At 36.8% G+C, this 26,945-nt stretch carries 27 protein-coding genes; 14 read left to right on the forward strand and 13 right to left on the reverse strand.

The features are described from left to right. The gene (locus B0G92_RS13565; RefSeq protein ID WP_101472621.1) at positions 1-1,314 is read left to right on the forward strand and encodes a serine hydrolase domain-containing protein; all 1,314 of its coding nucleotides are present in this window, start codon (positions 1-3) and stop codon (positions 1,312-1,314) included. Positions 1,315-1,391: 77 nt separating this feature from the next. On the opposite strand, the gene B0G92_RS13570 is transcribed toward B0G92_RS13565, so the two are convergent. After that, a complete protein-coding gene (locus B0G92_RS13570; protein ID WP_101472622.1) occupies positions 1,392-3,368 on the reverse strand; it encodes an alpha-ketoacid dehydrogenase subunit alpha/beta in 1,977 nt (658 codons plus the stop codon). A 192-nt stretch (positions 3,369-3,560) separates the two neighbouring features. Between B0G92_RS13570 and B0G92_RS13575 the strand changes: the two genes are divergently transcribed. The 9 genes from B0G92_RS13575 to B0G92_RS13615 all read left to right on the forward strand — a co-directional run bounded on the left by B0G92_RS13575 (position 3,561) and on the right by B0G92_RS13615 (position 10,518). After that, entirely contained in the window at positions 3,561-4,511 is a 951-nt protein-coding gene (locus B0G92_RS13575) for an isopenicillin N synthase family dioxygenase (RefSeq protein ID WP_101472623.1), read from the forward strand. A 98-nt stretch (positions 4,512-4,609) separates the two neighbouring features. Continuing rightward, positions 4,610-4,999 (forward strand): GxxExxY protein, encoded by a 390-nt coding sequence (locus B0G92_RS13580; protein ID WP_101472624.1) that lies wholly within the window; start codon positions 4,610-4,612, stop codon positions 4,997-4,999. 674 nt (positions 5,000-5,673) lie between these two features. Beyond that, complete coding sequence (locus B0G92_RS13585) at positions 5,674-6,006, forward strand: translation initiation factor (protein ID WP_101472717.1); 333 nt, start codon at positions 5,674-5,676, stop codon at positions 6,004-6,006. A gap of 85 nt (positions 6,007-6,091) precedes the next feature. Beyond that, positions 6,092-6,964: a nucleoside phosphorylase gene (locus B0G92_RS13590; protein WP_056073433.1), complete on the forward strand. Its 873-nt coding sequence runs from the start codon at positions 6,092-6,094 to the stop codon at positions 6,962-6,964. Next, positions 6,964-7,422, forward strand: coding sequence for a DinB family protein (locus tag B0G92_RS13595; RefSeq protein WP_235498611.1), 459 nt, complete (start codon positions 6,964-6,966; stop codon positions 7,420-7,422). Before B0G92_RS13590 ends, B0G92_RS13595 begins: the two co-directional genes overlap by 1 nt. Further along, positions 7,419-8,267, forward strand: a complete 849-nt coding sequence (locus B0G92_RS13600) for a substrate-binding domain-containing protein (RefSeq protein WP_101472625.1) — start codon at positions 7,419-7,421, stop codon at positions 8,265-8,267. The genes B0G92_RS13595 and B0G92_RS13600 overlap by 4 nt, the downstream gene beginning before the upstream one ends. Before the next feature lie 28 nt (positions 8,268-8,295). After that, positions 8,296-9,231, forward strand: coding sequence for a transglutaminase-like domain-containing protein (locus B0G92_RS13605; protein WP_101472626.1), 936 nt, complete (start codon positions 8,296-8,298; stop codon positions 9,229-9,231). Positions 9,232-9,362: 131 nt separating this feature from the next. Continuing rightward, on the forward strand, positions 9,363-9,935 hold the full coding sequence (locus B0G92_RS13610; protein ID WP_101472627.1) for a DUF3575 domain-containing protein: 573 nt from the start codon (positions 9,363-9,365) through the stop codon (positions 9,933-9,935). Positions 9,936-9,945: 10 nt separating this feature from the next. Next, positions 9,946-10,518 carry a hypothetical protein gene (locus B0G92_RS13615; RefSeq protein ID WP_101472628.1) on the forward strand — a complete coding sequence of 191 codons (573 nt, stop codon included), beginning with the start codon at positions 9,946-9,948 and terminating at the stop codon, positions 10,516-10,518. Positions 10,519-10,524: 6 nt separating this feature from the next. Here B0G92_RS13615 and B0G92_RS13620 read toward each other — a convergent pair whose 3' ends face one another. After that, complete coding sequence (locus B0G92_RS13620; RefSeq protein ID WP_101472629.1) at positions 10,525-11,190, reverse strand: uracil-DNA glycosylase; 666 nt, start codon at positions 11,188-11,190, stop codon at positions 10,525-10,527. Positions 11,191-11,537: 347 nt separating this feature from the next. On the opposite strand from B0G92_RS13620, the gene B0G92_RS13625 reads away from it, so the two are divergent. Both B0G92_RS13625 and B0G92_RS13630 read left to right on the forward strand, forming a co-directional pair. Then, positions 11,538-13,709 (forward strand): endonuclease MutS2, encoded by a 2,172-nt coding sequence (locus tag B0G92_RS13625; protein WP_101472630.1) that lies wholly within the window; start codon positions 11,538-11,540, stop codon positions 13,707-13,709. A gap of 12 nt (positions 13,710-13,721) precedes the next feature. Further along, positions 13,722-14,132, forward strand: a complete 411-nt coding sequence (locus B0G92_RS13630) for a thiol-disulfide oxidoreductase DCC family protein (RefSeq protein ID WP_180326450.1) — start codon at positions 13,722-13,724, stop codon at positions 14,130-14,132. Positions 14,133-14,184: 52 nt separating this feature from the next. Here the strand turns inward: B0G92_RS13630 and B0G92_RS13635 are convergent, their stop codons facing one another. Both B0G92_RS13635 and aroC read right to left on the reverse strand, forming a co-directional pair. Continuing rightward, positions 14,185-15,039 carry a T9SS-dependent choice-of-anchor J family protein gene (locus B0G92_RS13635; protein ID WP_101472632.1) on the reverse strand — a complete coding sequence of 285 codons (855 nt, stop codon included), beginning with the start codon at positions 15,037-15,039 and terminating at the stop codon, positions 14,185-14,187. A gap of 110 nt (positions 15,040-15,149) precedes the next feature. Next, positions 15,150-16,205 (reverse strand): chorismate synthase, encoded by a 1,056-nt coding sequence (aroC, locus tag B0G92_RS13640; protein WP_101472633.1) that lies wholly within the window; start codon positions 16,203-16,205, stop codon positions 15,150-15,152. A gap of 139 nt (positions 16,206-16,344) precedes the next feature. Between aroC and B0G92_RS13645 the strand changes: the two genes are divergently transcribed. Beyond that, a complete protein-coding gene (locus tag B0G92_RS13645; RefSeq protein WP_101472718.1) occupies positions 16,345-17,169 on the forward strand; it encodes a UDP-2,3-diacylglucosamine diphosphatase in 825 nt (274 codons plus the stop codon). 141 nt (positions 17,170-17,310) lie between these two features. After that, entirely contained in the window at positions 17,311-17,799 is a 489-nt protein-coding gene (locus tag B0G92_RS13650) for a hypothetical protein (RefSeq protein ID WP_056073402.1), read from the forward strand. A gap of 50 nt (positions 17,800-17,849) precedes the next feature. Here B0G92_RS13650 and B0G92_RS13655 read toward each other — a convergent pair whose 3' ends face one another. The 9 genes from B0G92_RS13655 to B0G92_RS13695 form a co-directional block, all read right to left on the reverse strand. Continuing rightward, positions 17,850-18,302 (reverse strand): protease complex subunit PrcB family protein, encoded by a 453-nt coding sequence (locus B0G92_RS13655; RefSeq protein WP_101472634.1) that lies wholly within the window; start codon positions 18,300-18,302, stop codon positions 17,850-17,852. Positions 18,303-18,304: 2 nt separating this feature from the next. Next, the gene (gene bshA / locus B0G92_RS13660) at positions 18,305-19,435 is read right to left on the reverse strand and encodes an N-acetyl-alpha-D-glucosaminyl L-malate synthase BshA (RefSeq protein ID WP_056073396.1); all 1,131 of its coding nucleotides are present in this window, start codon (positions 19,433-19,435) and stop codon (positions 18,305-18,307) included. 320 nt (positions 19,436-19,755) lie between these two features. Then, positions 19,756-20,211, reverse strand: coding sequence for a DUF1801 domain-containing protein (locus B0G92_RS13665; protein WP_101472635.1), 456 nt, complete (start codon positions 20,209-20,211; stop codon positions 19,756-19,758). 25 nt (positions 20,212-20,236) lie between these two features. Then, complete coding sequence (locus B0G92_RS13670) at positions 20,237-23,146, reverse strand: serine hydrolase domain-containing protein (RefSeq protein WP_101472636.1); 2,910 nt, start codon at positions 23,144-23,146, stop codon at positions 20,237-20,239. Positions 23,147-23,162: 16 nt separating this feature from the next. Further along, positions 23,163-23,645: a hypothetical protein gene (locus B0G92_RS13675; protein WP_056073387.1), complete on the reverse strand. Its 483-nt coding sequence runs from the start codon at positions 23,643-23,645 to the stop codon at positions 23,163-23,165. A 5-nt stretch (positions 23,646-23,650) separates the two neighbouring features. Further along, positions 23,651-24,259 (reverse strand): hypothetical protein, encoded by a 609-nt coding sequence (locus tag B0G92_RS13680; protein WP_143395047.1) that lies wholly within the window; start codon positions 24,257-24,259, stop codon positions 23,651-23,653. Between the two features lie 31 nt (positions 24,260-24,290). After that, positions 24,291-25,082, reverse strand: a complete 792-nt coding sequence (locus tag B0G92_RS13685; RefSeq protein ID WP_101472638.1) for a (Fe-S)-binding protein — start codon at positions 25,080-25,082, stop codon at positions 24,291-24,293. Positions 25,083-25,119: 37 nt separating this feature from the next. Then, a complete protein-coding gene (locus B0G92_RS13690) occupies positions 25,120-25,566 on the reverse strand; it encodes an LNS2 domain-containing protein (RefSeq protein ID WP_056073381.1) in 447 nt (148 codons plus the stop codon). A 46-nt stretch (positions 25,567-25,612) separates the two neighbouring features. Then, entirely contained in the window at positions 25,613-26,941 is a 1,329-nt protein-coding gene (locus B0G92_RS13695; RefSeq protein ID WP_101472639.1) for a 4Fe-4S dicluster domain-containing protein, read from the reverse strand. Positions 26,942-26,945: the final 4 nt, after the last annotated feature.

Genomic DNA, 26,945 nt, shown 5'->3' on the forward strand with positions numbered 1-26,945 from the left:
ATGAAATTTAGCTTATTAGCCACCTGCTTTTCTTTATGTATAGCTACAGCAACTTTTTCCCAGTCTTTTGACAGCAAAAAACTAGACCGTTATCTGGAAACACTGGAAAACCACCACAAGTTTATGGGAAGTGTGGCCATTTCAAAAAACAATGAGATAATATATACCAAAACTGTGGGTTTTCAGAATATTAAAGACAAAACAAAAGCAGACAATAACACCGTATACAGGATTGGTTCTATATCCAAAACATTTACAGCCGTTTTGGTACTCAAGGCAGTGGAGCAAAAAAAAGTCAGTTTAAATACAACAATAGACAAATTCTTTCCGTCTATTGCCAATGCAAAAAAAATAACCGTTGAAAATTTATTAAACCACAGTAGCGGAATTGGAAGCTTTACAGATAATGCGGATTATATTTCCTGGCATACCCAACCAAAATCCGAAAAAGAAATGCTGGAAATTATAACAAAAACAGGAAGCGATTTTGAACCCGATACAAAATCGGCCTACAGCAACTCAAATTATGTACTGCTTTCGTATATCCTGGAACACATTTATAAGAAAAAATATTCCGAAATTCTTACCTCTTACATAATTAAACCTTTACAGTTAAAAAATACATACTTCGGGCATTCTCTAAATAATACTCACGAAGCCATATCCTATACATTTTCCACCGACTGGGATCTTCAGCCTAATACAGATGCTTCAATTCCTATGGGAGCAGGTGCCATACAAAGCAATACGGCTGATTTGGTTAAATTCAGTGATGCCTTGTTCAATGGGAAAATTATCAATAAGGAAAGCATCGTAAAAATGAAAACCTTAAAGAACGATTATGGTTTGGGCCTGTTTGATTATACATTTGAAAACCATGCAGGAATTGGACATGACGGTGCAATAGACGGATATAAATCCATCTTCACAAATTTTGAAAATGACAAAATGAGTTATGCCATTACTTCTAATGCAACTAATTATAAGCTCGACCTGATAACAAATATTGTCAAAAGCGCCGCTTTTGGTAATGCTTACGAAATTCCAGAATTTAAAGCCATCCATATTACACCCGAAGAACTGGAGGCTTATACAGGAGTATATTCGGATGAAGGGCTACCTTTCAAAATAACCATCGCAAGGCAAGAAAACAGGATTAGTGCGCAGGCTACAGGTCAGGCACCACTTCCTTTAGAAGCCACAGACAAAAACGTTTTCACTTTTGACAAGGCCGGCATCCAACTGACTTTCAAGTCAGATGCAAAAATGATATTAAAACAATCCGGCAGAGAAATCGAATTAAAAAAAGAATAAAACTCCCCTATTTAGGCATAGATGGTCCAAATAAAAAAGGTGTAGAAAAATCTACACCTTTTTTATTGTAATATATTTTAATAAGCCATCAACTCTTTCAAAGCTTCTTCAAAACGTCCCTTCGATAAGAATTGATCTTCCAATGCTTTTGTAAATGGAATTGGAGAATCTAAGCTTGATACGCGTTTTACCGGCCCGTCAAGATATTCAAAACAATTTTCCATAATCATGGCAGAAATATCGCTGGCAACACCGCCAAACATCGTATCTTCCTGAAGAATAATTGCTTTTCCTGTCTTTTTTACAGAAGCATAAATCGCTTCCGTATCTAATGGCTGTAATGTTCTTAAATCTAACAAATCAGCAGAAATTTCCGGATTCTTAGCCAAAGTTTCCAAAGCCCAATGTACGGCAGCTCCAAAAGCAATGATTGTTACATCTTTACCTTCTTTCAGCAAAGAAGCTTTTCCCAGCGGAAGTGTGTAGTAATCTTTTGGCACATCCTGATAAATGCTTCTGTACAATAGTTTATGTTCAAAAAACAATACCGGATTCGGGTCATTAATAGAAGTATTCAAAAGTCCTTTGGCATCATACGGAAAAGCAGGATAAACCACTTTTAATCCAGGTGTTTTTGTAAACCATGCTTCATTAGTCTGTGAGTGGAAGGGTCCTGCCTGAGTTCCACCGCCACAAGGCATTCTTACCACTACATCTGCTTTTTCCAGCCAACGGTAGTGTGATTTAGCCAAAAGGTTTACAATCGGATTAAAACCTGTTGATACGAAATCTGCAAACTGCATTTCTACAATAGCCTTATGTCCGTTAATTGAAAGTCCCATTCCGGCAGATACCACAGCACTTTCACATATAGGCGTATTGATAATCCTTTCTTTTCCAAATTGTGCTACAAAACCGTCTGTAATCTTAAAAGCACCTCCATATTCTGCAATATCCTGTCCCATGATAACCAGATTTTTATGGCGTTCCATAGACTGTTTCAAACTATTAGAAATGGCATCAATAAGGCGAATATTTATCTTTTTATCTGAAGGAGTAACTTCTTCAAAATCATAAGGTTTGTAAACATCATTTAACTCTTCTTCATAAGTAGCTGTAATTTCAGGTTCGGCTTGCACCATGGCCCAATTCTCATCAATTTCCTTTTTAATTTCAGAACGGATTTCATCATCTTGTTCCTGTGTAAGCACTCCCGCTTCTGAAAGAAATTTTCTGTAATTATCTACCGGGTCTTTAATAGCCCACATATCCATTAATTCCTGTGGTACATATTTGGTGCCACTGGCCTCTTCATGGCCCCGCATTCTGAAAGTTTTAAATTCCAGCAAAACCGGTCTTGGATTTTCAATCATCGAAGCCTTCAGTTCTGATAGCTTGGTAAAAACTTCTAAAATATTATTTCCGTCAATAATATGCGACTCCATTCCGTAACCTATACCTCTATCAGCAAGATTCTCACAACGGTATTGCTCGTTGGTTGGTGTCGAAAGTCCGTAACCATTATTTTCAATTACAAACATCACAGGCAATTCCCATACCGAAGCAATATTCAATGCTTCGTGGAAATCTCCTTCGCTGGTAGCGCCTTCACCAGTAAACACAGCCGTAACTTTTCCGTTCTTTTTTAATTTGTTAGCCAGGGCAATTCCATCGGCAATTCCCATCTGAGGACCCAAATGCGAAATCATTCCTATAATCTTATATTCCTGTGTTCCGAAGTGAAATGAACGATCGCGTCCTTTAGTAAATCCGTTAGCCTTTCCCTGCCATTGCGAAAATAATCGGTAAAGTGGAATGTCTCTTCCTGTAAAAACGCCAAGGTTTCTGTGCATTGGAAGGATATATTCATCCTTATCCAAAACAGCAGTAACACCACATGCTATTGCCTCCTGCCCGATTCCGGAAAACCATTTGGAAACTTTTCCCTGGCGGATAAGAATCAGCATCTTTTCTTCAATCAATCGGGGCTTTAAAATTCTTTTATATAAATCTAATAATTGTTCGTTGGTTAGGTTTTTTCTGTCGAAATTCATAATAGTTACGAAAAGGTTTGCGCAATTTTTTAGCTCGCCCAAAAGTATAAAAAAATAACAGCATAAACTCTTAATGTTACAGAATTTTCTATTGTTAATAACTTTTGAAATTAAATTCTCAAAATAATCTATACATTTGTGATAACAAGGCTTGACGCCTAGCAAAGTTATTAACATATATTTTTAAAGAGTATGCAAAATATTCCTAGTGTTGACTTGCGTGATTTCCTTTCGGACGACCCGAAACGTAAACAAAAATTTGTAAATGAAATCGGAAAAGCTTTCGAAGACATAGGCTTCGTAGCATTAAAAGGTCATTTTTTAGATGACAAACTTGTAGATGAGCTGTATGGCGAAATCAGAAATTTCTTCGCCCTGCCATTAGAAACCAAAAGCAGTTATGAAATCCCTGGTATTGGAGGACAGCGTGGTTATGTTTCCTTTGGAAAAGAACACGCTAAAGGGAAAAAAGAAGGTGATTTGAAAGAATTCTGGCACTTTGGTCAGTATGTAGATAAAAATTCAAGATGGGCTGAAGAATATCCTGACAATGTTGAGGTTAAAGAATTACCTCGATTTAATGAAGTAGGAAAAGAAGCCTTCCAAATGCTGGAAAAAACAGGAATTTATGTATTGAGAGCATTGGCATTACACTTAGGTCTGGACGAATTCTATTTCGACAAATATGCTGAAGAAGGAAATTCAATCTTACGCCCTATCCACTACCCACCAATTACGCAAGAGCCGGAAAATGCTATCCGCGCCGCAGCACATGGCGATATTAATCTGATTACTTTATTGATGGGCGCTCAAGGCCGCGGACTTCAGGTGCAAAACCACAATGGCGACTGGATTGATGCTATTGCAGAACCAGACGAACTGGTAATCAATGTAGGCGATATGCTTTCAAGACATACCAATAACAAACTAAAATCTACCATTCACCAGGTAGTCAATCCTCCAAGAGAATTATGGGGAACTTCCCGTTATTCCATTCCGTTTTTTATGCACCCGGTAAGCGATATGCGTTTGGACTGCCTTGAAAACTGTATCGATGAAGAAAATCCAAAATTATACGAAGACATTTCAGCCGGAGAATTCCTGCACGAACGTTTGGTTGATTTGGGATTAATCAAAAAATAAGTTTTACATTTATACTTTATTAGAAAGACATTGAGTTTTGCTTGATGTCTTTTTGATTTTTTACAATACAAGATATTAGCCATGTAAATTTAAATGTTATGGAAACGAATGAACTGCTCCACAAGGAATTGACTGGAGATATCCTAAAACTATATTACGAAGTTTATAATGAATTGGGATATGGCTTTTTGGAAAGAGTTTATCAAAATGCTCTCTTTTATGAACTGAAATCCAACGGTTTTAAAGTTGAAGCCCAAAAAAGGATTCCGGTTTATTATAAAAACATGATTGTTGGGGACTATTTTGCTGACCTGATAGTAAATGACAGTGTAATTTTAGAATTAAAAGCAGTAGAAAGCTTAACAAAAGAACACCATTATCAGATTATAAACTATCTGCGAGGAACAGAATGTGAAGTCGGATTAGTCCTGAATTTTGGAAGAAAAGTCCAATTCATGCGCCGAGTTTATGAGAATTATAAAAAATAAAATCCGCGAATACTAGTGTCATCCGCATTATCCGCGTTCAATAAAACAGAATTAGATTATAAATTATCTAACAGGAGGAGAATATGAAATCGGATTAATACTGAATTTTGGCAAAAGCCCGATTCATGCGCCGAGTTTACGAAAATCATAAAAAAAATCTGCGAATATCAGCGTCATCCGCCTTATCCGCGTTCAATAAAACAGAATTAAATTAAATTATATAATAGGAGCAGAATATGAAATCGGATTAATACTGAATTTTGGCAAAAGCCAATTCATGCGCCGAGTTTACGAAATTATAAAAAATAAAATCCGCGAATATCAGCGTCATCCGCCTTATCCGCGTTCAATAAAACAGAATTAAATTATAAATTATATAACAGGAGCAGAATATGAAACCGTATTAATACTGAATTTTGGCAAAAACCCGATTCATGCGCCGAGTTTACGAAAATCATAAAAATAAATCCGCGAATATCAGCGTCATCCGCCTTTATCCGCGTTCAATAAAACAGAATTAGATTATAAATTATCTAACAGGAGCAGAATATGAAACCGTATTAATACTGAATTTTGGCAAAAGCCAATTCATGCGCCGAGCTTACGAAATTATAAAAAATAAAATCCGCGAATATCAGCGTCATCCGCCTTATCCGCGTTCAATAAACACCGTTATGGATTTACATGACCAATTAAAAAAACTATTCCCAGATCATCAACCGTCTGAAGAAATCGAAGAAACTGAAAGCGAACCAAAAGAACTTTGGGTCCAGACCGAGCCCATGATTTGCAAATTCGAAAAAAGAAAAGGAAAACCAACTACCATCATCGAAGGTTATACCGGTTCGGACGACGATTTCAAAATTCTAGCGAAAGAATTAAAAACAAAATTAAGCGTAGGCGGTACATTCAAAGACGACTCAATTATCATTCAGGGAGATTACCGTGACAAAATAATGACCATCCTTAAAGAAAAAGGCTTTAAGGTAAAACGTGTTGGCGGATAACCCCACTCCTAACAAATAAAACAATTTAACAACTGGCTTTTTCACTCAGCGGCTTAGCCACTATAAAACTTAGAAACTCAAAAAAATGATACAATCTTCAGAATTAATATTAAACCCTGACGGTAGCGTCTATCACCTGAATTTAAAACCAGAACATATTGCCAATGACATTATTTTCGTTGGCGACCAGAATCGCGTTGAAAAAATTACACAGTTTTTTGATTCCATAGAATTTTCAACACAAAAAAGAGAATTTAAAACCCAGACAGGTATCTTTAAAGGAAAAAGAATAACAGTAATGTCAACCGGAATCGGTCCTGACAATATTGACATCGTAGTTAACGAACTAGACGCGCTTGTCAACATCAACCTGGAAACCCGTCAACCAAAAGAAGAACTGACTTCATTAAACATCATCCGAATAGGAACATCGGGCTCATTGCAGAAAGATATTCCGGTAGACAGCTTCGTTATGTCTAAATATGGATTAGGATTGGACAATATGCTCCGTTCCTACAAAATTGACCGGATTACAGAGGAAGCTTTAGGTGAAGCCTTCCTGCTTCATACCAACTGGGATATCCGAAAAGGAAAACCATATGTGGTACGATGCAGTGAAAAACTGGAAAAACTAATTGAAAGTGACCGAATTTTCAAAGGAATTACTGCAACAGCCGGTGGATTCTACGGCCCTCAAGGCAGAGTCCTGCGTCTTGAAATACAGGACCCGGAATTGAACAACAAAATGGACAATTTCAATTTCAACGACAACAGGATTACCAACCTTGAAATGGAAACGGCTGCTATTTATGGCCTGTCGGCACTGCTCGGACATAATGCTTTATCGTTAAATGCCATCATTGCCAACCGTGCAAGTGGTACTTTTAGTGAAGACCCATACAAGGCTGTAGACGAATTAATTGCATATACGTTAGACAAATTGGCAAACAACTCCTAATGTTGCAGGAAGTAATTCTTAAATTCGAAGAACTGCTGGTCGAAAATCTTGATTACTTTAAGAATACCGACAAGCACGTTTTAGAATTCAAACCTGAAAACAAATGGTCTAAAAAGGAAATATTAGGCCATCTGATTGATTCAGCGGTTCACAATCTGGTTCGGTTTACGGAAATACATTATGCTCCAAAACCTTATCAATACAGAACATACAATCAGGAAGATCTGGTCAGTATTTGTCAATATCAGTCAGCCGACAGTAATGAGTTAATCCAGCTCTGGCTTTCATTGAACAAGCAAATACTCAGGATTTTCAAATCGGTTGACAGTGAAGCATTGCATTATGAAATTGAACTGAATGACAAATCCATCATCAACCTGCGTTTTTTAATGAGTGATTATGTTGCCCATTTAGAGCATCATATAAAACAAATACAAAATAACCGTTATTCAACATGAAAACGATAAAAATAGCCGGGGTACCGGAACATTTTAACCTGCCATGGCATCTTTGCATAGAAAATGGAGAATTTGAAGCACATGATATTGACCTGAAATGGACTGATGTTCCTGAAGGAACAGGCAAGTTATGCCAGATGCTTCGCAATGGCGAAACCGATATTGCCGTAATCCTGACCGAAGGCATCATTAAAGATATTGTCTCGGGTAATCCAAGCAAAATTGTGCAAGTCTATGTCCAATCGCCTCTGATTTGGGGAATCCATGTTAGTGCTGCTTCAAACTACAAGACACTTTCTGACCTGAAAGGAACAAAGGCTGCCATTAGCCGAATTGGTTCAGGTTCTCAACTTATGGCCTATGTCAATGCACACAGTCAAGGATGGAAAACAGAAAATTTACAGTTTGAAATCGTAAATACTATTGATGGTGCCGTAGAAGCATTAACTGCCGGAACAGCCGATTATTTTATGTGGGAACGATTTATGACAAAACCTTTGGTTGACAAAGGAATATTTAGAAGAATTGCCGACTGCCCTACTCCGTGGCCCTGTTTTGTGATTGCCGTGCGAAATGAACTATTGGAAACACAGCCGGAAATCATCAAAACCGTGTTGGAAATCATTAATCAAACAACAGAAGAATTCAAGGATATTCCAAGTATCGATAAAACCTTATCATCACGTTACAATCAAAAAATTGAGGATATACAGGAATGGCTCGCACTGACAGAATGGTCACAAAAAACCTTGGATGACAAAACGTTAAACAATGTTCAAAATCAACTGTTGGAACTTTCTATTATTGATAAAAAAGGTACTTTTGCAGATATAGCACAAATCTAATCAGGATTAAGTTGGCCTTTGGGTTACTATGGAGAAACAAGGTAACATAGACTTCAAAAAAATCAAAGAGAAACTTCAGGTCAAAAAACCTTGGGACAGTATCATTATTTTCCTATTGAATATATTGATAGCTATTCCTGTGTTTATCATTATCCATCAGAATATTATCGACCCAAACTGGTATTTCCATATTGACAGAATACTCCTTTTTATACTTGTAGTCGTTATTATACAATTGGTTCTCAGATTAATGAAAACCATCATTATTCTCTGTATAGCGCTGTATCTGATTGCATTAATTTACGGAAGTCTGTTCGGCAATTATGGCTTTAACAGTGTCTTTGAAGATTATCGTTCAATGGTTTACAGCATGTCAGAAAATCCCAATCCACAGGATATTATTATTTCAAAGCTTTTGCCTTTCCCAAACAAGTCAAAAATTCTGAATGCCATCGAATATGATAACCCAAAAGTCAGGAATTTTGCGTTGCTTGCAACAACCAAATATTTCAGAAACGTCAAAGGATACAGTGAATACCGACGACAAATCCAAAGTTTTGCCGTATTTAAGGAAATACAGCGTCGCTGGAACTACGTAAGTGACCCAAAAGGAAAGGAATACATTGCCAGAGCTACTGAATCGCTGATTCATTTTTCCGGCGATTGTGATGACCACGCCATCCTCATGGCTGCCTGCGTACGCGCTGTTGGCGGAACACCAAGACTTATCCATACCGGCGGCCATATTTATCCGGAGGTTCTTATTGGAAACAAAAAAGCCGATTTGGAAGCAATCAACTACCTTATCAAAGAAGTATTATTCAAAGAAGAAAGTAAAGGAAAAGAAATTCATTATCACATTGACGAACGCGGTCAAATCTGGCTTAATCTGGATTATACAGCCACATATCCGGGAGGTCCGTTCATGTCTGAAGAAATTCTGGGAGCGTTGACCTTGAATTAATTTTTGATTTTGGATTTAGGATATCGGATTGCCCAAATCGTCTATTATCTATCGTCTATTATCTACCTTCTGTTTATCTAAAAATAAAACAATCTTTTTCTATATTTACAACAGTTTACAAAAAGACAACTATGAAAAAATGGCTTTTCGCAGCACTGCTCGCTTTCCAGTTTTCAAATGCACAGGAAAGCTCCAATATCTTTGCAAGGAAACAAAATGAAATAAAATTTGACATACTATCTGTTATAGCATTTTCAAAAGTCCATATCAGCTATGAGCGTTTTCTAAACGAAAACTTTTCAGTTGGTATTAGCGGTAGCTTTCAGGACAGTAAAGATGCTAAAGAAGATTTTGATAAAGGTTATGACCGTACACTTCCTAAGTATGAAGTCAATCCTTTTGTACGTTATTCCTTATCCCATAGTCAGAAAAGTTTCTATTTTGCTGAAATATTTGTTTCTGCAAATGGTGGGAAATACAGAGAATTACAACGTTTTGTAGATGAATCCGGTAACGGTTATTACGACACCTTCAAAGACAATTACACCGACGTAGCCATTGGTGGCGCCCTGGGTTATAAACTGTATATACAGGAAAAATTTGGTCTTGAATTATTTCTGGGAGCAGGAAAAAACCTTTTCAATACGGACAAAAGTCCGGAAGTTGTTCCTCGTGTAGGATTAAATTTTGGCTACAGATTTTAATAAAATTACTATGAAAACGATAAAGATATTACTTTTAGCAATAATCGGATTGGCAGCAGTTACAGGCTGTGGCGACGATGATGAGTTTTACAATTCAAAATATACTTCTATTCCAAATCTGATAACAATTGAGCATCAAAACAGTTACGCAGTAGGCGATGTTTTGTGGCTGAATACAAATTTTTCAAGATACCAGCCTGAACCAAACCAGACTACCCCATTAGATATTTTTAAAACAACAGGAGGAGCCTCATTTAGTTTTGCTTATGGACTGGAAAAAAAGACCGGAACCAACACCTGGACAGCCATTGATATCCGTAGTATAATTAAGGACCAGGGGGATGCAGTTGCTGATTTTTATGTGATTGCAGAAAGTATTTATGAACCTGTTTCTCAAAATTATAAATTCAGAGCCGGAATTCCATTATCAGAAACCGGTGAATACAGACTTGTTTTTGGACTTTCAGAAGTATCGCGACTCGAATTGTCATCAAACAATAATAATTCGGAAGACACTTTCCTTACGATACAGACAACCGCAAACAATCTGACAGCAGGATATTATAATTTTACGGTACAATAAGAATGCTTACCACTCTATTTCTTTTTTTCCGAGAGATTTAAGGTACTCATTAGTCTTGCTAAAATGCTTGTTCCCAAACCAAAGCCCCCTGTTGGCACTTAAAGGTGAAGGATGGCCTGAAGTAAGAATCAGGTGTTTGGAAGTATCAATAAGAGTTCTTTTGTTTTGTGCAAAACCGCCCCAAAGCAAAAAAACAACCTGTTCCCTTTCGCTTGAAACTTTCTGGATAACGGCATCGGTGAAAGTCTCCCAGCCTTTTTTTTGATGGCTTCCTGCTTCTCCTTTTCGAACGGTTAACGTAGCATTTAAAAGCAATACACCTTGGTCTGCCCAACGCTCCAGATTTCCTGTTTGTGGCAGTGGCTTACCCAAATCGGTTTCAATTTCGCGAAAAATATTAAGTAAGGAAGGAGGAAAAGGAATTCCGTCGTTAACAGAAAAACACAATCCGTTTGCCTGATTTGGCCCGTGATAAGGGTCTTGTCCTATGATGACGACTTTTACATCATCAAAATGGCAGTGGTCAAAAGCAGAAAAAATCTGACTCCCTTTTGGATAACAGGTATGATGGGCATATTCTGATTTTACAAAATCAATCAGATGGTGAAAATAAGGCTTTTCGAATTCTTCTGATAAAACGGCTTTCCAGGAAGGATGTATTTTTACTTGCATGGTTTTTAAATGTTAGTTGATAATTGATAGTGGATAGTGTTTAGTTGGTAGTTTACGATAAAAAATGATTTGGTTATAAAAAAGAATTTCTGGCTTTCTACTTTTCGCTTCATAACCTTAGAACCTTAGAACCTTAGAACCTTAGAACCTTAGAACCTTAGAACCTTAGAACCTTAGAACCTTAGAACCTTAGAACCTTAGAACCTTAGAAACCGATACAAATTTCGGAAAGTTAAATTAAAAACAAACTAAAAAATAATTCATTTAAGCAGAAAAGCAAAAAAACTTCTCAAGCCCGTCAGCATAGTTTTTTGTATTTTTGTGCGTAAAAACCGCTATAGAATAAAATGACCAATATAACAGATAAGACATTACAGGATTTAGAATTCAATACCGTACTGCAAGCCATTTCAGAAATCTGCAACACAGAAATCGGGAAGGAAAAAGCACTTCGGATTTCGCCTTTCAAACATAAAAAGGAGTTGATGGATGCTTTGCTTCAAACGTCCGAATATGTTTCTTCTTTCACAAACAATAATGCGATTCCCAATCACGGATTTGAAACTATCAGCAATGAAATAAAATTTCTGGCTATAGAAGACAGCTTTCTTGAAGTGGGAAGTTTTCGAAAAATTGCAGCTATTTCTGATACCGTAAATGTACTGTTGCTTTTTCTTAAAAAGTTCAATGACTATTACCCTAAATTAAGTGAGAAATCTTCGGCTGTAGAATATACCAAATTCATCACACAAAAAATCGATGAAATTGTAGACAAATATGGTGAAATAAAAGACAATGCCTCACCTGCTCTTGTCGAAATCCGAAGAAATATGAATATGGTCCGTGGTAAAATCAACCAGAGTTTTGGAATGGCATTAAGCCAATACAACGGACTGGGCTATTTAGACGACATCAAGGAAAGTATTGTAGAAAACAGACGCGTACTAGCAGTACTGGCTATGTACAGACGAAAAGTAAAAGGCTCCATTTTAGGAAATTCAAAAACAGGAAGCATTACCTATATCGAACCAGAAGCTACTTTGCGTTTTTCAAGAGAATTAAGCAATCTTGAATATGAGGAAAAAGAAGAAATTACACGAATTCTAAAACAGCTCACAAACGACATACGTCCGTTTTTAGACCTGCTTAAGACCTATCAGGAATTCCTAAGCGATATTGATGTGATTGCCGGAAAAGCAAAATATGCCAACAGAATTAACGGTATTTTACCCACAATCACAGATGAAAAGAGATTGTATTTCAGAGAGGCCTACCATCCTATTCTTTATCTCAACAATAAGAAAAAAAATGAGGTGACCTTCCCTCAAACAATTGAACTGACAAACGTAAGCAGAATCATTGTAATTTCTGGGCCTAATGCGGGAGGAAAAACCATTTCACTTAAAACAGTAGGTTTATTGCAATTGATGCTGCAAAGCGGAATGCTTATTCCTGTACATGAGCGTAGTGAGACATTTTTATTTGACCGGATACTGACAGATATTGGTGACAATCAATCTATTGAAAATCATTTAAGTACCTACAGCTACCGTTTAAAAAACATGAACTATTTTCTCAAAAAATGCAATGCTAAAACGCTTTTCCTTATTGATGAATTTGGTACAGGTTCAGACCCTGAATTGGGAGGTGCTTTAGCAGAAACTTTTTTGGAAGAGTTTTATCATAGAGAAGCTTTTGGAATCATCACTACACACTACTCCAATCTGAAAATGCTGGCAAATGAATTGCCTTATGCTTCTAATGCGAATATGCTGTTTGATGAAAAGTCACTGGAACCTATGTACAAACTAATCTTAGGGCAAGCCGGAAGCTCATTTACTTTTGAAGTAGCACAGAAAAATGGTATTCCTTTTGGATTAATTAATCGCGCTAAGAAAAAAATCGAAGGCGGAAAGGTTCGTTTCGACAAAACTATTGCAACACTCCAAAAAGAACGTTCGAAACTTGAAAAAACCTCACAGAATTTAAAAGAAGAAGAAAGCAAAGCCCGTGAAGAGAGTAAAAAAATGGAATCTATCAATTCTAAAATCCAGGATAAACTGGAACGTTATCAGGAATTGTATGATGCGAACCAACGCCTAATCTACATGGGTCAAAAACTGGATGATATTTCTGAAAAATATTTCAACAACAAGAATAAAAAAGAACTTATTGGCGAATTTCTTAAAATGGTTGAAATAGAAAATTCCAAGCGAAAAAAATTAACGGCCAAAGAAAAAAAGGCAAAAGAAATTGTTCAGAAAGAGATAATCAAAGAAGTTACCGTCAAGGTAGAGGAAATTCGCGAAGAGAAAAAAGAGAAGAAAATCAAAGCCATCAAACAGGAAGCAAATAAACCAAAACCTGTTTTAAAACTTGGCGACCGTGTCAGGTTGGTAGACGGAAAAGCCGTCGGAACTATTGACAAAATTGAAAAGAACAAGGTTACGGTAAATTATGGTATCTTTACTTCAAAAGTGGATTTAGAAACTTTAGAATTAGTAGAAGCAAAAAAATAAAATTTAGGCATAATGAACTTACCCCAGGATAAAAAAATCATTTTGTTTGACGGAGTCTGTAATCTCTGTGATTCTTCTATACAATTTATCATCAAACATGATAAAAAAGATATTTTTCGGTTTGTAGCATTGCAATCAGAAATAGGTCTGGAAATAATAAAACATATTGGTATTGATACTTCAAAAATAGATTCTATTTTATTGTATGAACCTGGCAAAGCTTATTATTACAAAGCCCAGGCCGCGTTAAAAATTGCCAAAGAATTGGGAGGTATATACACAGCTATTAGTTGGTTTTCTATACTCCCTAACTTTTTAACCAATACGGTATATGATTACATCGCCAAGAACCGATACAAATGGTATGGGAAAAAAGAGGCCTGTATGATTCCTACACCTGAATTAAAAGCAAAATTCTTATAATAAAAAAAGCCAAACTTTAAGTTTGGCTTTTTATTTTTATCTTAAAAACTAATTAGTTTTTGATAATCTTTTTAGTTACTGAACCTTGATCAGAATTGATTGTCATCATATAAACTCCTGCAGCCAATTCAGAAATATTAACCTGAGCAGAAGAATCTCCATTTAATTCAACTGTTTTAACTGTACGTCCGTTCAAATCCGTTAAACTTACTTGATTAAACAAAACATTAGCATCAGTTGTAATCGTTACAAAATTATTTGATGGGTTTGGATAAACTTTTAATTGAGAAGCCAAGAATTCGTTTGTAGATAATGCAGCCTGAGTTACTTTTAGATCATCAAAATATAATAAGTTTTGATCTGTACAATCATGGTGTCTTAAAGCAATTCTTACTGTCTGACCCGCAGAATTTGAAATATTAACAGTATAAGTAATGGCAGTCTGTGCGTTAGATACATCCATTGTTCTATTAAAAACAGGTGTTAGTGCTTCTATAAGTTCTGCAGTGTTTGCTGTTGGAGGAATTACATAGATTGAAAGCTGTTCAGCAAAAGCAGTTGGATCATTAACTCCAACTTTAAAACTTAACGTAGTAGTCAGACCTGCAGTTCCAGGTATGGTTATTTCCGGAGTAATTAAATAGTTATTAGGAGTCAAAGGTCCTGCAGGTGTTCCAGTTGCTGGGTTCCAAGATCTAGATCCTGCAAAATTACCTGTTAATCCCCAAGCAGCAGTAGTAGCATTTCCCGTAAATAAACCCCAATTGTTTGCATCTCCATCTGCATCAATAATGGAAAGACCAGAACCAGTAGCAGTAGTGAAATCTTGTGAGTAAATTGTTGTTTGTGCATTCATGCTAAAAACAGAACCAAATAAAAGTCCTGCAAAAAGTAATTGTTTTTTCATGTTTTTTAATTTAAATGATTTTCGACGAAATTAATGATAAAACTTATAAGCATACAATTTTTACTGTTAAAATTCCAGCTTAATAATTGTTAAATGTAAAAATATAAAGGCTAAATTTTATTTAATAAATAGTAATCTGCCAAAACCAGTGCAGCCATAGCTTCAACTATAGGTACAGCTCTTGGAACAACGCATGGATCATGTCTTCCTCTTCCCTGCATTTCTACAATATTGCCATGGATGTCCAAAGTCTCCTGTTTCTGCATTATGGTCGCAACAGGCTTAAATGCCACTCTGAAATAAATATCCATTCCGTTACTGATTCCGCCCTGGATACCGCCTGAAAGGTTTGATTTCGTAGTACCATCCGGATTATAAAGGTCATTGTGCTCACTTCCTTTCATTCTTGCACCGCAGAAACCGCTTCCATATTCAAAACCTTTTACGGCATTTATTGAAAGCATGGCCTTGCCCAGTTCTGCATGAAGCTTATCAAAAACAGGTTCACCTAAACCAATCGGAACATTTTGGATAACACAGGTTATCGTTCCTCCAACAGTATCGCCTTGTTTTCGTATTTCCTTAATATAATCTTCCATTTTTTTGGCAGTGGCTTCATCAGGACAACGAACAGGGTTGCTTTCCGTTTTAGAAAAATCCAATGCCTGATACGGTTTGTCGATAAATATATCTCCAACCGAAGAAACAAACGCATTGATTTTTATGGATGGAGTCACCTGCTTTGCAATAGCTCCTGCCACTACCCTGCTTGCCGTTTCCCGGGCTGAGCTCCTGCCACCACCCCTGTAATCTCTGATACCGTATTTTTTTTCATAGACATAATCGGCATGGCTTGGCCTGTAACTTTCCTTAATATGGGAATAGTCATCAGACTTCTGATTGGTATTGGGTATAATAAAGCCAATAGGCGTGCCCGTTGTTTTACCTTCAAAGATTCCCGACAGAAATTGCACTTCGTCATCTTCTTTGCGTTGTGTTACGATAGCGGATTGACCCGGCTTTCTCCTGGACATTTCAAAGCGAATTGCTTCAATGTCTAATGTAATTCCCGGCGGACAACCATCAATTATTCCTCCTAAGGCCTCTCCATGCGACTCCCCAAAAGTGGTAAGCCTGAACAGATTTCCAAAACTATTTCCTGCCATTTTTATTTCATTTTATCGCAAATGTAGCGATTATGCGACAGACTTGAACTTAATTATATCATCACTATATGTTAACATTATCATAAGTAATATGTCGGGGATCTTTTATTTATTTGTTAAACTTTTAAAGCACAATAAATTGAAAAAAAGAGTTGTTGATTTAGTAGTAATCTCAGATGTGCATCTGGGTACTTTTGGTTGCCACGCTAAAGAACTCCACAATTATCTTTGCTCTATTAAGCCCAAAACCTTAATCTTAAACGGAGACATTATCGACATCTGGCAGTTCCGAAAATCGTACTTTCCAAAATCCCACCTTAAAGTAATCCGGAAAATTTTAGACTTCACTTCAAAAGGCACCCAGGTATATTATATTACCGGAAACCATGACGAAATGCTTCGTAAATTCAGTGATTCAAAAGTGGGCAATTTTTCTATCATTGATAAGCTTGTTTTAGATTTGGATGGTGAAAAAGCATGGTTTTTTCATGGGGACGTATTTGATTCTTCCGTACACCATGCCAAGTGGATTGCCAAACTTGGCGGTATTGGTTATGACTATCTGATTCTGCTCAATCGCTTTATTAACTGGTGTCTGACTAAAATGGGCAAAGAGCCCTATTCTTTTTCAAAAAAGATAAAATCAGGAGTTAAATCTGCTGTTAAATTCATATCGGATTTTGAATCCGCTGCTATAGACCTGGCTATTGAAAACAAATACAACTATGTTGTGTGTGGTCATATTCATGAACCCAAAATACTAAACCAGACAACTAAAAAAGGAAAAACAGTATATCTTAATTCCGGTGATTGGGTAGAAAATCTGACTGCTCTCGAGTACAACAAAAAACGGTGGAAACTATACCGCCATTCCGAAAATGAGGAAATTATTGAAGAAGACTATCTCGAAATGGAGACAAAATTGAGCGAAAAACTGATGTCAAGCTTTTTTGTCATGAAATAAACCATTAAAAACGGTCTTATTTTTCCTTTGATTATCAACAATTTATAAAATTTGTAAACTTTTTTGTGTTATATTATTCACAAATTAACGTTTTTTGGCAATATTATTGCTACCTTGTATAAAACTCTAAATTAAAATTTTATGAAAAAATTATTTTTATCAGCTTTTATGCTAGCGGGAATGGCATTCAGTATGCAAGCCCAGGAAATTTCAAAAAATGCATTGGGATTACGTCTTGGTGACAATGACGGTTTTGGTGGTGAGATTTCTTATCAAAGAGGTTTATCAAGCAACAATCGTTTGGAAGTAGACTTAGGCTGGAGAGATAGCAACCACGTTGATGCTATCAAGTTGACAGGTCTTTACCAATGGGTATGGAACATTGAAGGAGGCTTCAACTGGTACGCTGGTGTTGGTGGAGGTCTTGGTACATGGAGCTATGACTACAGAGGAGCTGATGACAGCGGTACATTCTTCTTTGCTGCCGGTGATATAGGTATTGAGTATAAATTTGATATTCCTTTGATGCTGTCTTTAGATTTCAGACCTGAGTTTTATTTCAACCACGATGATTTCAGAGATGATAGTTTCGGACCAGACATCGCATTGGGTATCCGTTATACATTCTAAAAACAGATATAGTTATAAAAGAAACATCCCGAATATTCGGGATGTTTTTTTTATTGAAATATGATTTCTTTAGTGGAATTGATTTTGACAATTGTAAAAGGATTTGTCAAAGCCATGGTAACAATATCACCGGAACCGGGACTGGTTTCCTGCACATCTACATATATCTTCTCTCCTTTTTCTGTCACATTTTTGACTTTAATTGCATAACCGCCCGTATTTCTTTGTCCCATAAATAAAGCGACGATTCTTTCTTTTGTAAAATCAACTTTTGGCACCTGAGTATCATTAATAGTCTCATATAGTTTTTCTAACGAAGCCTTATCTTTAATAACTTCATACGATTTTGCCTCTTTTCCCTGATAGGCAGATTCACTTAAAATTTGATATAGGGCTGTTTGTTGCTTCTTGTTCACATTTTCAGGTTTTTGTTCAGTGGCTTTTTTAGTACTGCCGCAACAAAACAGCAGACAAACTAAAGGCATCAGGATTAGTTTTTTCATAATTACTTGTTTTTTAATGCCTTTTCATAAATGGCTTCATATAAAGGCATGATGTTTAGGATATCAAACTGTTTTGCCACATTCAGGGCATTTTGTTTAAATTTACTCAATTCTTCATCATCTTCCAAAATTGCCAGTGCATTTTTTGCCATATCGTCAACATCTCCTACATCGCTGAGATATCCGGATATTCCGTTAAAGTTAACTTCCGGAAGTCCGCCAGAATTACTTGAAATAACCGGAACGCCACAAGCCATTGCCTCCAATGCTGCCAAACCAAAACTTTCTGTTTCGGACGGAAGCAGGAATAAATCCGTATAACATAATATTTTATCAATATCGTTACTGTTTCCAAAGAAGATTACCTTATCGCTGATTCCTAACTCTTCACAAAGAATTTCTGCTTTTTCCTTTTCCGGACCTTCACCTACCATCATCAGTTTGGCCGGTATTTTCTTTTGAATTTTATCAAAAACTTTTACGACATCAGGAATTCTCTTAATCGCTCTGAAATTACTGATATGTGTTATGATTCTTTCCTCTTTTGAAGCCATCAAAGCTCTTTGACAAGGTGCATTTTCATCAAGTCGCGGTTTGTTGATTTCTATAAAATTCGGAATGACTTCGATGTCTTTTTTAATATCAAAAAGTTTGTATGTCTCGTCTTTCAGACTCTGCGAAACCGAGGTAACTATATCAGACTTGTTAATACTGAAAGTCACGGCAGGTTTATAAAAAGGATGGCTCCCTACCAAGGTAATGTCTGTTCCGTGAAGTGTTGTCACCATTGGTATTTTGATTCCTTCATGTTTCAACATCTGTTTAGCCATATATCCTGCATAAGCATGAGGAATGGCATAATGAACATGGAGCAGTTCTATTTTATGCAGTTTTACCATATCAACCAACTTACTGGAAAGGGCCAATTCATAAGGTTGGAAATGAAATAGCGGATACTCCGGAACGTTGACTTCGTGGTAATGAACATTAGGATTAAGAAGTGCCAATCTCACCGGTTGACTATAGGTGATAAAATGTATTTCGTGTCCTCTTCTGGCCAGTTCAAGACCTAGTTCTGTGGCGACTACGCCGCTACCACCAAAGGTTGGATAGCAAACAATTGCAATTTTCATAATTACTCCTAAAATGAGTAACGAAAATACTCAAAAAAGTAAGGCAAAACTGAATTTCCATTAAAATTAACGCTTATACAATCTTTAGTGCAAGTGGTCTGTTTTTATAGAAATTCATCTTTAATTTATTATAAAAATTAGGTAAAATATATCTTTTGGGTAAAATGATACGCAACCTATTTGAATCCTCAGCATCTCATTAATGTAATGTATATCTGGCTGAAAAAGATACCGGACATATCTTTTAAGGCAAGGTTTGTTTTAGTTTTAATCAAAAAAGCCAATCTCTAAACAAGATTGGCTTTTTATTTATGTAGTCTTTATTTTCTAAATGCTCCTTCGTACATCTCAATCCATTTTTCAGGTGATATTTTTCCAAACAGTTCCCCTAGCAGCTCATAAGGAATCTGGTCCATTTTTTTAAAACGGATGCAGCTTTTTCCCATATCAAGTTTAAGTTTAGAATGTTTTGGATATTCATTCACAAACCAATCTAGCAATTTTGGGTCGGCATAAATTCCCATATGATATAATGCTATAAAGTTTTTCTGCGAAGCAAGGCTTAAAAAAGGTAATGGAATTTCAGGATTGCAATGGTAGCCACCAGGATATAATGAAAATGGTACACAATAACAAAGCATACCATAGTTTATATTCTCTTCAAAACCTTTGGGAAGCTGTTCCAGAATACTATTTCTTAATTTGTTCATAGCTTCTTTCCTTTCTTCAGGAAGACTATCTAAATATTCTTGTGGGTTTTTAGCCGTTGACTGCATGATGTTGTTTTAATTGATTAGGCTCCTAATTTTCTATTGCATCATAAATTACTTTCTGGATATTCTCACGTACATTTTCTTTTGACAAAGTATTCGGTGCATTGGAATCCGGATAGGTTCTGTTGGAAAGGAAAATATAAATAAGCTCTTCTTCCGGATCAGCCCAGGCCATCGTTCCGGTAAATCCTGTATGCCCAAAGCTTGATTTAGAAGTACAGCCACATGTTGGGCCAGTTGTTCCTGGCAATTGCTGTTTGTCAAAACCTAATGCTCTTCTATTTCCTTCCTTGCAATAATAACAAGTATTAAAAGCGTCAAAAGTAGCTGGGCTAAAAAACTGTATGCCGCCATAATTTCCTTTTTGGAGATACATCTGCATAATTTTAGCCAAATCTATTGAATTGGAAAAAACTCCTGCATGGCCACCCACTCCATCCTGCATGGCTGCCGCCATATCATGCACATAACCCTGAATGGTCTGATATCTGAAATATTTATCTTCTTCCGTAGGTGGTATAACGCTCATGTCGAATTTTCTCAACGGATTATAGGTCGTACTATTCGCTCCTAATTTCTTATAAAAATTCTCTTCAGACAGTACATCCAGTTTTTTTCCGGTTTCTTTTTCAAGATACTCTTTCAGAATTATAAAAGTAAAGTCGCTGTATTTGTATTCTTTTTTTGGCAGTAACTTACTCTCGGCAATTTTCTTAATGATAGTATCCTTATAATCGTTTCTTAGGAACAGATTTTCTGCTACCTGTAATGAAAATTCAGGTGTCAATGTATTTTTATAATACTTATCACTAGGTTTTTTATCTGCATTTAGCGTAGCCTGATAGAACGGAATCCACGGCTGGAGTCTGGCATAATGCGATAGCAATTCCTTAAATGTGATATTCTTTTTGTCCGTATTTTCAAAAGCAGGAAGCATCGTTCCTAACCTGGTATCAAGAGTAATTTTTTTCTGGTCGTAAAGTTGCATTACATCCGGTAATGTAGACACAATTTTTGTTAGAGAGGCCACATCATATATATCCGAGTTTTTGACCTTTACTTCATTTTTATAATCGTGGTAGCCATAGGATTTCTGGAAAACGACTTTTCCTTTTCTTGCTACCAATACCTGAATTCCCGGTGTCATTTGCCTTTCGATAGCATTATTAGCAATAAGGTCAATTCTCGCCAGTGCTTTTGAACTCATACCGACATTTTCTGCAGCCGTAAATCCAAGACGATTGAGTTTTTTTGTTTTTAAACCGTCGTTAACCTTAAAGGTCGTTCCGATGGAAACCGGCAATTTTCCTTTCGCATCGATTGCTCCAAAAATAAGCTGACCCGAAACATTCTGTGCGACATCGCTATTCTGATAAGAAACTACCAATCCTTCAATATCACCGAATGAATTGATAGGTATAAGAGAATAAGGTTTTGTAAAAATATCAAGGATAACCTTATTATTCTTTGCTATTTCCTGGATTTTGACCAATTCGTCTACCGTAAAATCATGTTTTTTCCAGGCCCCATCCGCTTTATGATATCCAATTATGACCGTTGTATATTTTTTCAGGTCATCAATCAGCAGATGCAAACTGTCATTGGAAACTTCGGTTACTTCAGTGTACTGCCTTAATGTGTTCAGGAAAGAAGTATTCGTATCGTCACCCAGTTTTACATAGGCAATCTTTTCATTAGCTACATCTTTAATTGGCAGAATTTCATTTTCGTTCTTTAAAACCGTTACCGCATTTTCATACAATTGATATTGCAAGGCTTGTGCATCAGCATTATTCAGGTCATCATAGATATACGGAATCTCAACCGGTTTGTAATTATTCAATCCGGCAAGATATTTATATCTTAATATTTTTTTTACTGATTGCTCCAGTCTTTTTTCAGAAATGACAGTATCCTGAATGGCTACACAAATTTTTTCTAAAGCTAAAGGAACGTTCTCGGCAAAAAGCAAAATATCATTTCCAGCCTTAAAAGCTTCCAGGTCAATATCTCCCGGTTGCTTAAAATTTGTTGCTCCTTTCATATTCAATGCATCAGTAAAAATAAGCCCTTTGAAATGAAGCTCGTTCTGCAGGACATTAGTTACTACATTATAAGAAAGTGATGTTGGGTAATTTTCTTTCGGTTCAAGACTTGGAACGTTCAGGTGTGCCACCATAACGCTGGCAAGGCCTTCACGGAACAATTTTTTATATGGATAAAATTCAATATCGTTAATTCGCTGTTTGGTGAAATTCAGCATTGGTAGCGTATGGTGCGAATCGGTTTCCGTATCACCATGTCCCGGAAAGTGTTTTCCTGTTGCAAAAACACCCTGGTTTTGAATTCCTTTCATCAAAGCCAATGCTCTTTCGGTTACATTCATCTTGTCTTCACCGAAGGAACGGTTACCAATAATCGGATTTTTAGGATTGGTATTAATATCCAAAACCGGCGCAAAATTGAACTGAACGCCCATTCGTCTGCTCTGCTGTCCGTATTTTTCACCCACTTTTTCAATCAGTTTCATATCCTGAATAGCTCCAAGCGTCATATTCCACGGATAGCGGATGACCGAATCCAAGCGCATTGCCAATCCCCATTCGGCATCAATTCCAATAAAAAGAGGTACTTTTGATTTTGATTGGAAACGATTGGTTAGTCTTGCCTGACGTACAGGTCCACCCTGAAAGAAAATTACTCCTCCAATATGTTGTTCCCTGATAAGTTTGTCAATTGCATTAAAATGCACACTGTCTTTATTGGAATAGGCAGCAACCATAAAAAGCTGCCCTATTCTTTCCTGCAATGTCATTTTATTATAGATGCTGTCGACCCAGATTGTTTCTTTGGTTCTATCTAAAACTAATTTAGGCTCACGAAGCTGCGAAAAGGCAATCTGACTGATGAACAGTAGTGCTATAACAAAATATCTCATTCAAGTAAAATTTGGTTTAGAAAAAACGGCTATGCCAGCTTTCACGTGCTGGTACTTCCCAATATTCGTGCCATTCTCCAATAGTGTTAACGAGATTATTGAAAACAATTGTGTTTGCAGAAACGGCCTTTTCCTTGGCCATTTTTTTAAATTCGATTAATGGTTTGTGGGCAATGTGTTCACCAAGTTTGAATGTAACATTCATCTTGTCCAATAAATCGACATTGTATTTTTTCTCCAGCTCCTGTATAAACTGTACGGAACTATCTATAGAACAACCTGTTGCAGATTGCACTTCCTGATTTACGGCTAAAATGATAAATCTGTTGTATTGCAGCAAATAAGATGCTTCAAGACCCGTTCCGTGGGCCGCCCAATTTTCAACAAATGCTTTAAGGTCTGATTCAATTTCAGCCATTTCATCATCTGTGAATTTTCTATTGGATTGGTATATCCAGATTCTTGATTCATCTGGCATATTTTCAAAAGGAATGTACATGGTTGTTATATTTTTTTAATGCCCTGGATTACTTTGTAGTATCTGAAATCCTTGGCTTTTGCATCATAAAATTCTTGTTCCCAGTATTGTACGGAAACTTTGTCGTTTTTCTTGAGTTTGTTCTCTATGAAGAGATTAGAGTCTTCAAAGAATGTCAATACCAAAAAAGTATAGTTCCTGCCAGAATTATCCTTGACAATTACGGTAAGGAATTGCTCCGGTTTTATTTCTATAATCTTTCCTTCAAGGGTAAGAGCCGGTATTTCTTCTATTTCTTCTCCGGATTCCGATTCCATATCGGCAAACATCATCAATACATCCGGACAAACACTTGCCATTTTAATCCCCACATCACCCCCTAATTTTTCCATAGCTCCTTCTGCTTCCATAACATTTCCGTATTTGGCAGTTACTTCCTTTTCATGGCTGGAAAAACTTGAAATAATACACAGTCCTAATTGCATTTGTACCTTTTCAGAAGCTGCATCTTTCAGCATATCCTTTTTTTCGTTAGCACAGGAACAAACTTCTTTTGTTATCACATCAAGAATATCCTGACTTTTAGCGTTCAAACAGAATAATGATAGTACAAATACAAATAATGATTTTTTCATGAGGGAATTAATTTCTTCAGTTTATAGCTTCTTACAGGTCTTTGGCATTCGCTATCAATTCTGCAACATCCATCACTTTTATTTCGGCTTCTTTCTCTTTGTTTTTTACACCGTCGGTAAGCATTGTATTGCAAAACGGACAACCTGCAGCAATAATCTGAGGAGCTGTTTCCAGAGCATCTTCTGTACGCTCGATATTTACTTCTTTATTTCCAGGCTCTGCATCTTTGAACATTTGCGCGCCACCGGCACCACAACATAATCCGTTTGCTCTTGAGCGTTTCATTTCAACAAGCTCAACATCCAGCTTTTGTATTAGTTCTCTTGGTGCTTCATAAATTTTATTAGCCCTACCAAGATAGCAAGGGTCATGGAAAGTAATTCTTTTTCCTTTGAACTGACCACCTTCAATAGTAAGTCTGCCTTCATCCAAAAGAGATTTTAAGAACTGAGTATGGTGTACAACTTCATAAGTGCCACCCAATTCCGGATATTCATTCTTTAACGTATTGAAACAATGCGGACAAGCCGTTACTATCTTTTTTGCCTCATAAGCATTCAGTACTTCAATGTTCATCATGGCCTGCATCTGGAACAAAAATTCATTTCCGGCTCTTTTTGCAGGGTCACCTGTACAGCTTTCTTCCGTACCAAGTACTGCAAACGAAACACCTGCCCTGTTCAGAATCCTGACAAAAGCTTTGGTTATTTTTTTTGCTCTATCGTCAAAGCTTCCGGCACAACCTACCCAGAAGAGTACTTCCGGTTGTTTTCCCTGAGCTAACATTTCGGCCATTGTAGGCACTGATAAAACTTCTGACATATTTTATATTGTTTCGTTGTGGGCTAATTCTACCCTGTTATTCGTGTTTTCCGTCATCAAAAACCTGTATGGTTACTTCCTTCTCAACAAGATCTGTAAATTTTCCACGGTAGCGGGTTGCCTTTACCAAATGATTGTCAATCCAATGGTAGTTTCCGCCACGCGGTTTCCCCATAACCATTCCATGATATTTAAATCCGTGAATTTTTAACCATTGTTCCGTAATCTCACGATGGGCTTCGGTTCTTGAGGTAAAAAAGAAAATGATATGTCCTTCGTCATACCATCTGTTCAATGTAGCTAGTGCGTCAGGATAGACGGCTGCCGTTAACATTCTTTCGGGTTGTTCGTTTGGAATATCATCACAAATTGTCCCGTCAATGTCAATAAGGTAGTTTTTAATTCCTTCCGGCAATATCGGGCTAATCTGCTCTCCGTTTTCGGTAGCCGATACCAGGTTTTTATCAATATCTTCTGTCTTCATTGCAATCCTAGTTAATTCATGGAAGATTATTCAAATATTTTACCTATCAATTTTCATTTTTCCAGTTCAGCCTGTCCTGCTGACTGTACTGCCACGGAGCTCCATTGTTTTCGACATTGGTCATCATAGCATTTAATGACATTGGAGCCGCACTTTGTTCCATTACCAGATAACGTCGCATATCCATAATGATGGATAACGGGCTGATATTAACCGGACATTCTTCAACACAAGCATTACAGCTCGTACACGCCCAAAGTTCTTCCGGAGTAATATAATCGTTCAGTAATGTTTTATTGTCTGCCACAAAAACTCCTTTATTGGCATCGATATTCTTTCCAACTTCTTCCAATCTGTCACGCGTATCCATCATGATTTTTCTAGGTGACAGCTTTTTGCCCGTAATATTTGCCGGACAGGAAGAAGTACAACGACCACATTCCGTACAGGTATAGGCATTTAGGAGTTGCACCCAGTTTAAATCCTGAACATCGCTTGCTCCAAATTTTGCAGGAGCTGCGTCAGCATCGCCTGCCGGAGCAGCAAACGGGTCTGCGTTCGGGTCCATCATCAATTTAACTTCCTTAGTTACCGATTCCAGATTGTCAAATTTCCCCAGCGGATTCAAATCTGCAAAATAAGTATTTGGGAAAGCCAAAAGAATATGAAGGTGCTTTGAAAAATAAAGGTAGTTCATGAAGATTAAGATACCTGCAATGTGCATCCACCAGAAAACTCTTTCCAAGATAAGAAGCGTTTCTGTGCTTATACTATTGAATACAGGTGCTACAAACTGGCTGACAGGAAACGACCCTGCTTGAATAAAATGAGGTGCTCCTCTTTGTTGTAATGTAAAATCAGCGGCATTCATCAATAAGAAAAGAGCCATCAATACGATTTCAAAATAAAGGATATAATTGGCATCGCTTTTTGGCCAACCTTTCAAATCGTTATGGATAAATCGCTTAAGTTTGATAATGTTCCTTCTTACCAAAAAAGTAATTACGGCAACCAAAACTAAAATAGCCAGTATTTCAAAAGCCCCTATCAATACATTATAAGCGGTACCCATAAAAGCAAAAACTCTATGCGTTCCGAAAAGTCCATCAATAATAATTTCCAAAAGTTCTATATTGATGATAATGAACCCGACATAAACGATTATATGAAGTATTGCAGCTATTGGACGTTTGACCATTTTGGACTGCCCTAAAGCCACCCTGGCCATATTGGCCCATCGTTCACCTTTATTATCTGAACGATCAACATCTTGCCCCAGCTTGATGTTACGGATAAGTTTTTTTACGTTTGATATGAAAAATCCAAAACCAACAGCCAGTAAAACCGCAAATAATATATTATCGATATAGCCCATTCTG

This window comes from Flavobacterium lindanitolerans (assembly GCF_002846575.1).
Taxonomy (GTDB): domain Bacteria; phylum Bacteroidota; class Bacteroidia; order Flavobacteriales; family Flavobacteriaceae; genus Flavobacterium; species Flavobacterium lindanitolerans.

Coding starts and splice junctions, on each gene's coding strand:
- B0G92_RS13565 (WP_101472621.1), top strand. CDS start 1: ATGAAATTTAGCTTATTAGCCACCTGCTTTTCTTTATGTATAGCTACA.
- B0G92_RS13570 (WP_101472622.1), bottom strand. CDS start 3,368: ATGAATTTCGACAGAAAAAACCTAACCAACGAACAATTATTAGATTTA.
- B0G92_RS13575 (WP_101472623.1), top strand. CDS start 3,561: ATGCAAAATATTCCTAGTGTTGACTTGCGTGATTTCCTTTCGGACGAC.
- B0G92_RS13580 (WP_101472624.1), top strand. CDS start 4,610: ATGGAAACGAATGAACTGCTCCACAAGGAATTGACTGGAGATATCCTA.
- B0G92_RS13585 (WP_101472717.1), top strand. CDS start 5,674: ATGGATTTACATGACCAATTAAAAAAACTATTCCCAGATCATCAACCG.
- B0G92_RS13590 (WP_056073433.1), top strand. CDS start 6,092: ATGATACAATCTTCAGAATTAATATTAAACCCTGACGGTAGCGTCTAT.
- B0G92_RS13595 (WP_235498611.1), top strand. CDS start 6,964: ATGTTGCAGGAAGTAATTCTTAAATTCGAAGAACTGCTGGTCGAAAAT.
- B0G92_RS13600 (WP_101472625.1), top strand. CDS start 7,419: ATGAAAACGATAAAAATAGCCGGGGTACCGGAACATTTTAACCTGCCA.
- B0G92_RS13605 (WP_101472626.1), top strand. CDS start 8,296: ATGGAGAAACAAGGTAACATAGACTTCAAAAAAATCAAAGAGAAACTT.
- B0G92_RS13610 (WP_101472627.1), top strand. CDS start 9,363: ATGAAAAAATGGCTTTTCGCAGCACTGCTCGCTTTCCAGTTTTCAAAT.
- B0G92_RS13615 (WP_101472628.1), top strand. CDS start 9,946: ATGAAAACGATAAAGATATTACTTTTAGCAATAATCGGATTGGCAGCA.
- B0G92_RS13620 (WP_101472629.1), bottom strand. CDS start 11,190: ATGCAAGTAAAAATACATCCTTCCTGGAAAGCCGTTTTATCAGAAGAA.
- B0G92_RS13625 (WP_101472630.1), top strand. CDS start 11,538: ATGACCAATATAACAGATAAGACATTACAGGATTTAGAATTCAATACC.
- B0G92_RS13630 (WP_180326450.1), top strand. CDS start 13,722: ATGAACTTACCCCAGGATAAAAAAATCATTTTGTTTGACGGAGTCTGT.
- B0G92_RS13635 (WP_101472632.1), bottom strand. CDS start 15,039: ATGAAAAAACAATTACTTTTTGCAGGACTTTTATTTGGTTCTGTTTTT.
- aroC (WP_101472633.1), bottom strand. CDS start 16,205: ATGGCAGGAAATAGTTTTGGAAATCTGTTCAGGCTTACCACTTTTGGG.
- B0G92_RS13650 (WP_056073402.1), top strand. CDS start 17,311: ATGAAAAAATTATTTTTATCAGCTTTTATGCTAGCGGGAATGGCATTC.
- B0G92_RS13655 (WP_101472634.1), bottom strand. CDS start 18,302: ATGAAAAAACTAATCCTGATGCCTTTAGTTTGTCTGCTGTTTTGTTGC.
- bshA (WP_056073396.1), bottom strand. CDS start 19,435: ATGAAAATTGCAATTGTTTGCTATCCAACCTTTGGTGGTAGCGGCGTA.
- B0G92_RS13665 (WP_101472635.1), bottom strand. CDS start 20,211: ATGCAGTCAACGGCTAAAAACCCACAAGAATATTTAGATAGTCTTCCT.
- B0G92_RS13670 (WP_101472636.1), bottom strand. CDS start 23,146: ATGAGATATTTTGTTATAGCACTACTGTTCATCAGTCAGATTGCCTTT.
- B0G92_RS13675 (WP_056073387.1), bottom strand. CDS start 23,645: ATGTACATTCCTTTTGAAAATATGCCAGATGAATCAAGAATCTGGATA.
- B0G92_RS13680 (WP_143395047.1), bottom strand. CDS start 24,259: ATGAAAAAATCATTATTTGTATTTGTACTATCATTATTCTGTTTGAAC.
- B0G92_RS13685 (WP_101472638.1), bottom strand. CDS start 25,082: ATGTCAGAAGTTTTATCAGTGCCTACAATGGCCGAAATGTTAGCTCAG.
- B0G92_RS13690 (WP_056073381.1), bottom strand. CDS start 25,566: ATGAAGACAGAAGATATTGATAAAAACCTGGTATCGGCTACCGAAAAC.
- B0G92_RS13695 (WP_101472639.1), bottom strand. CDS start 26,941: ATGGGCTATATCGATAATATATTATTTGCGGTTTTACTGGCTGTTGGT.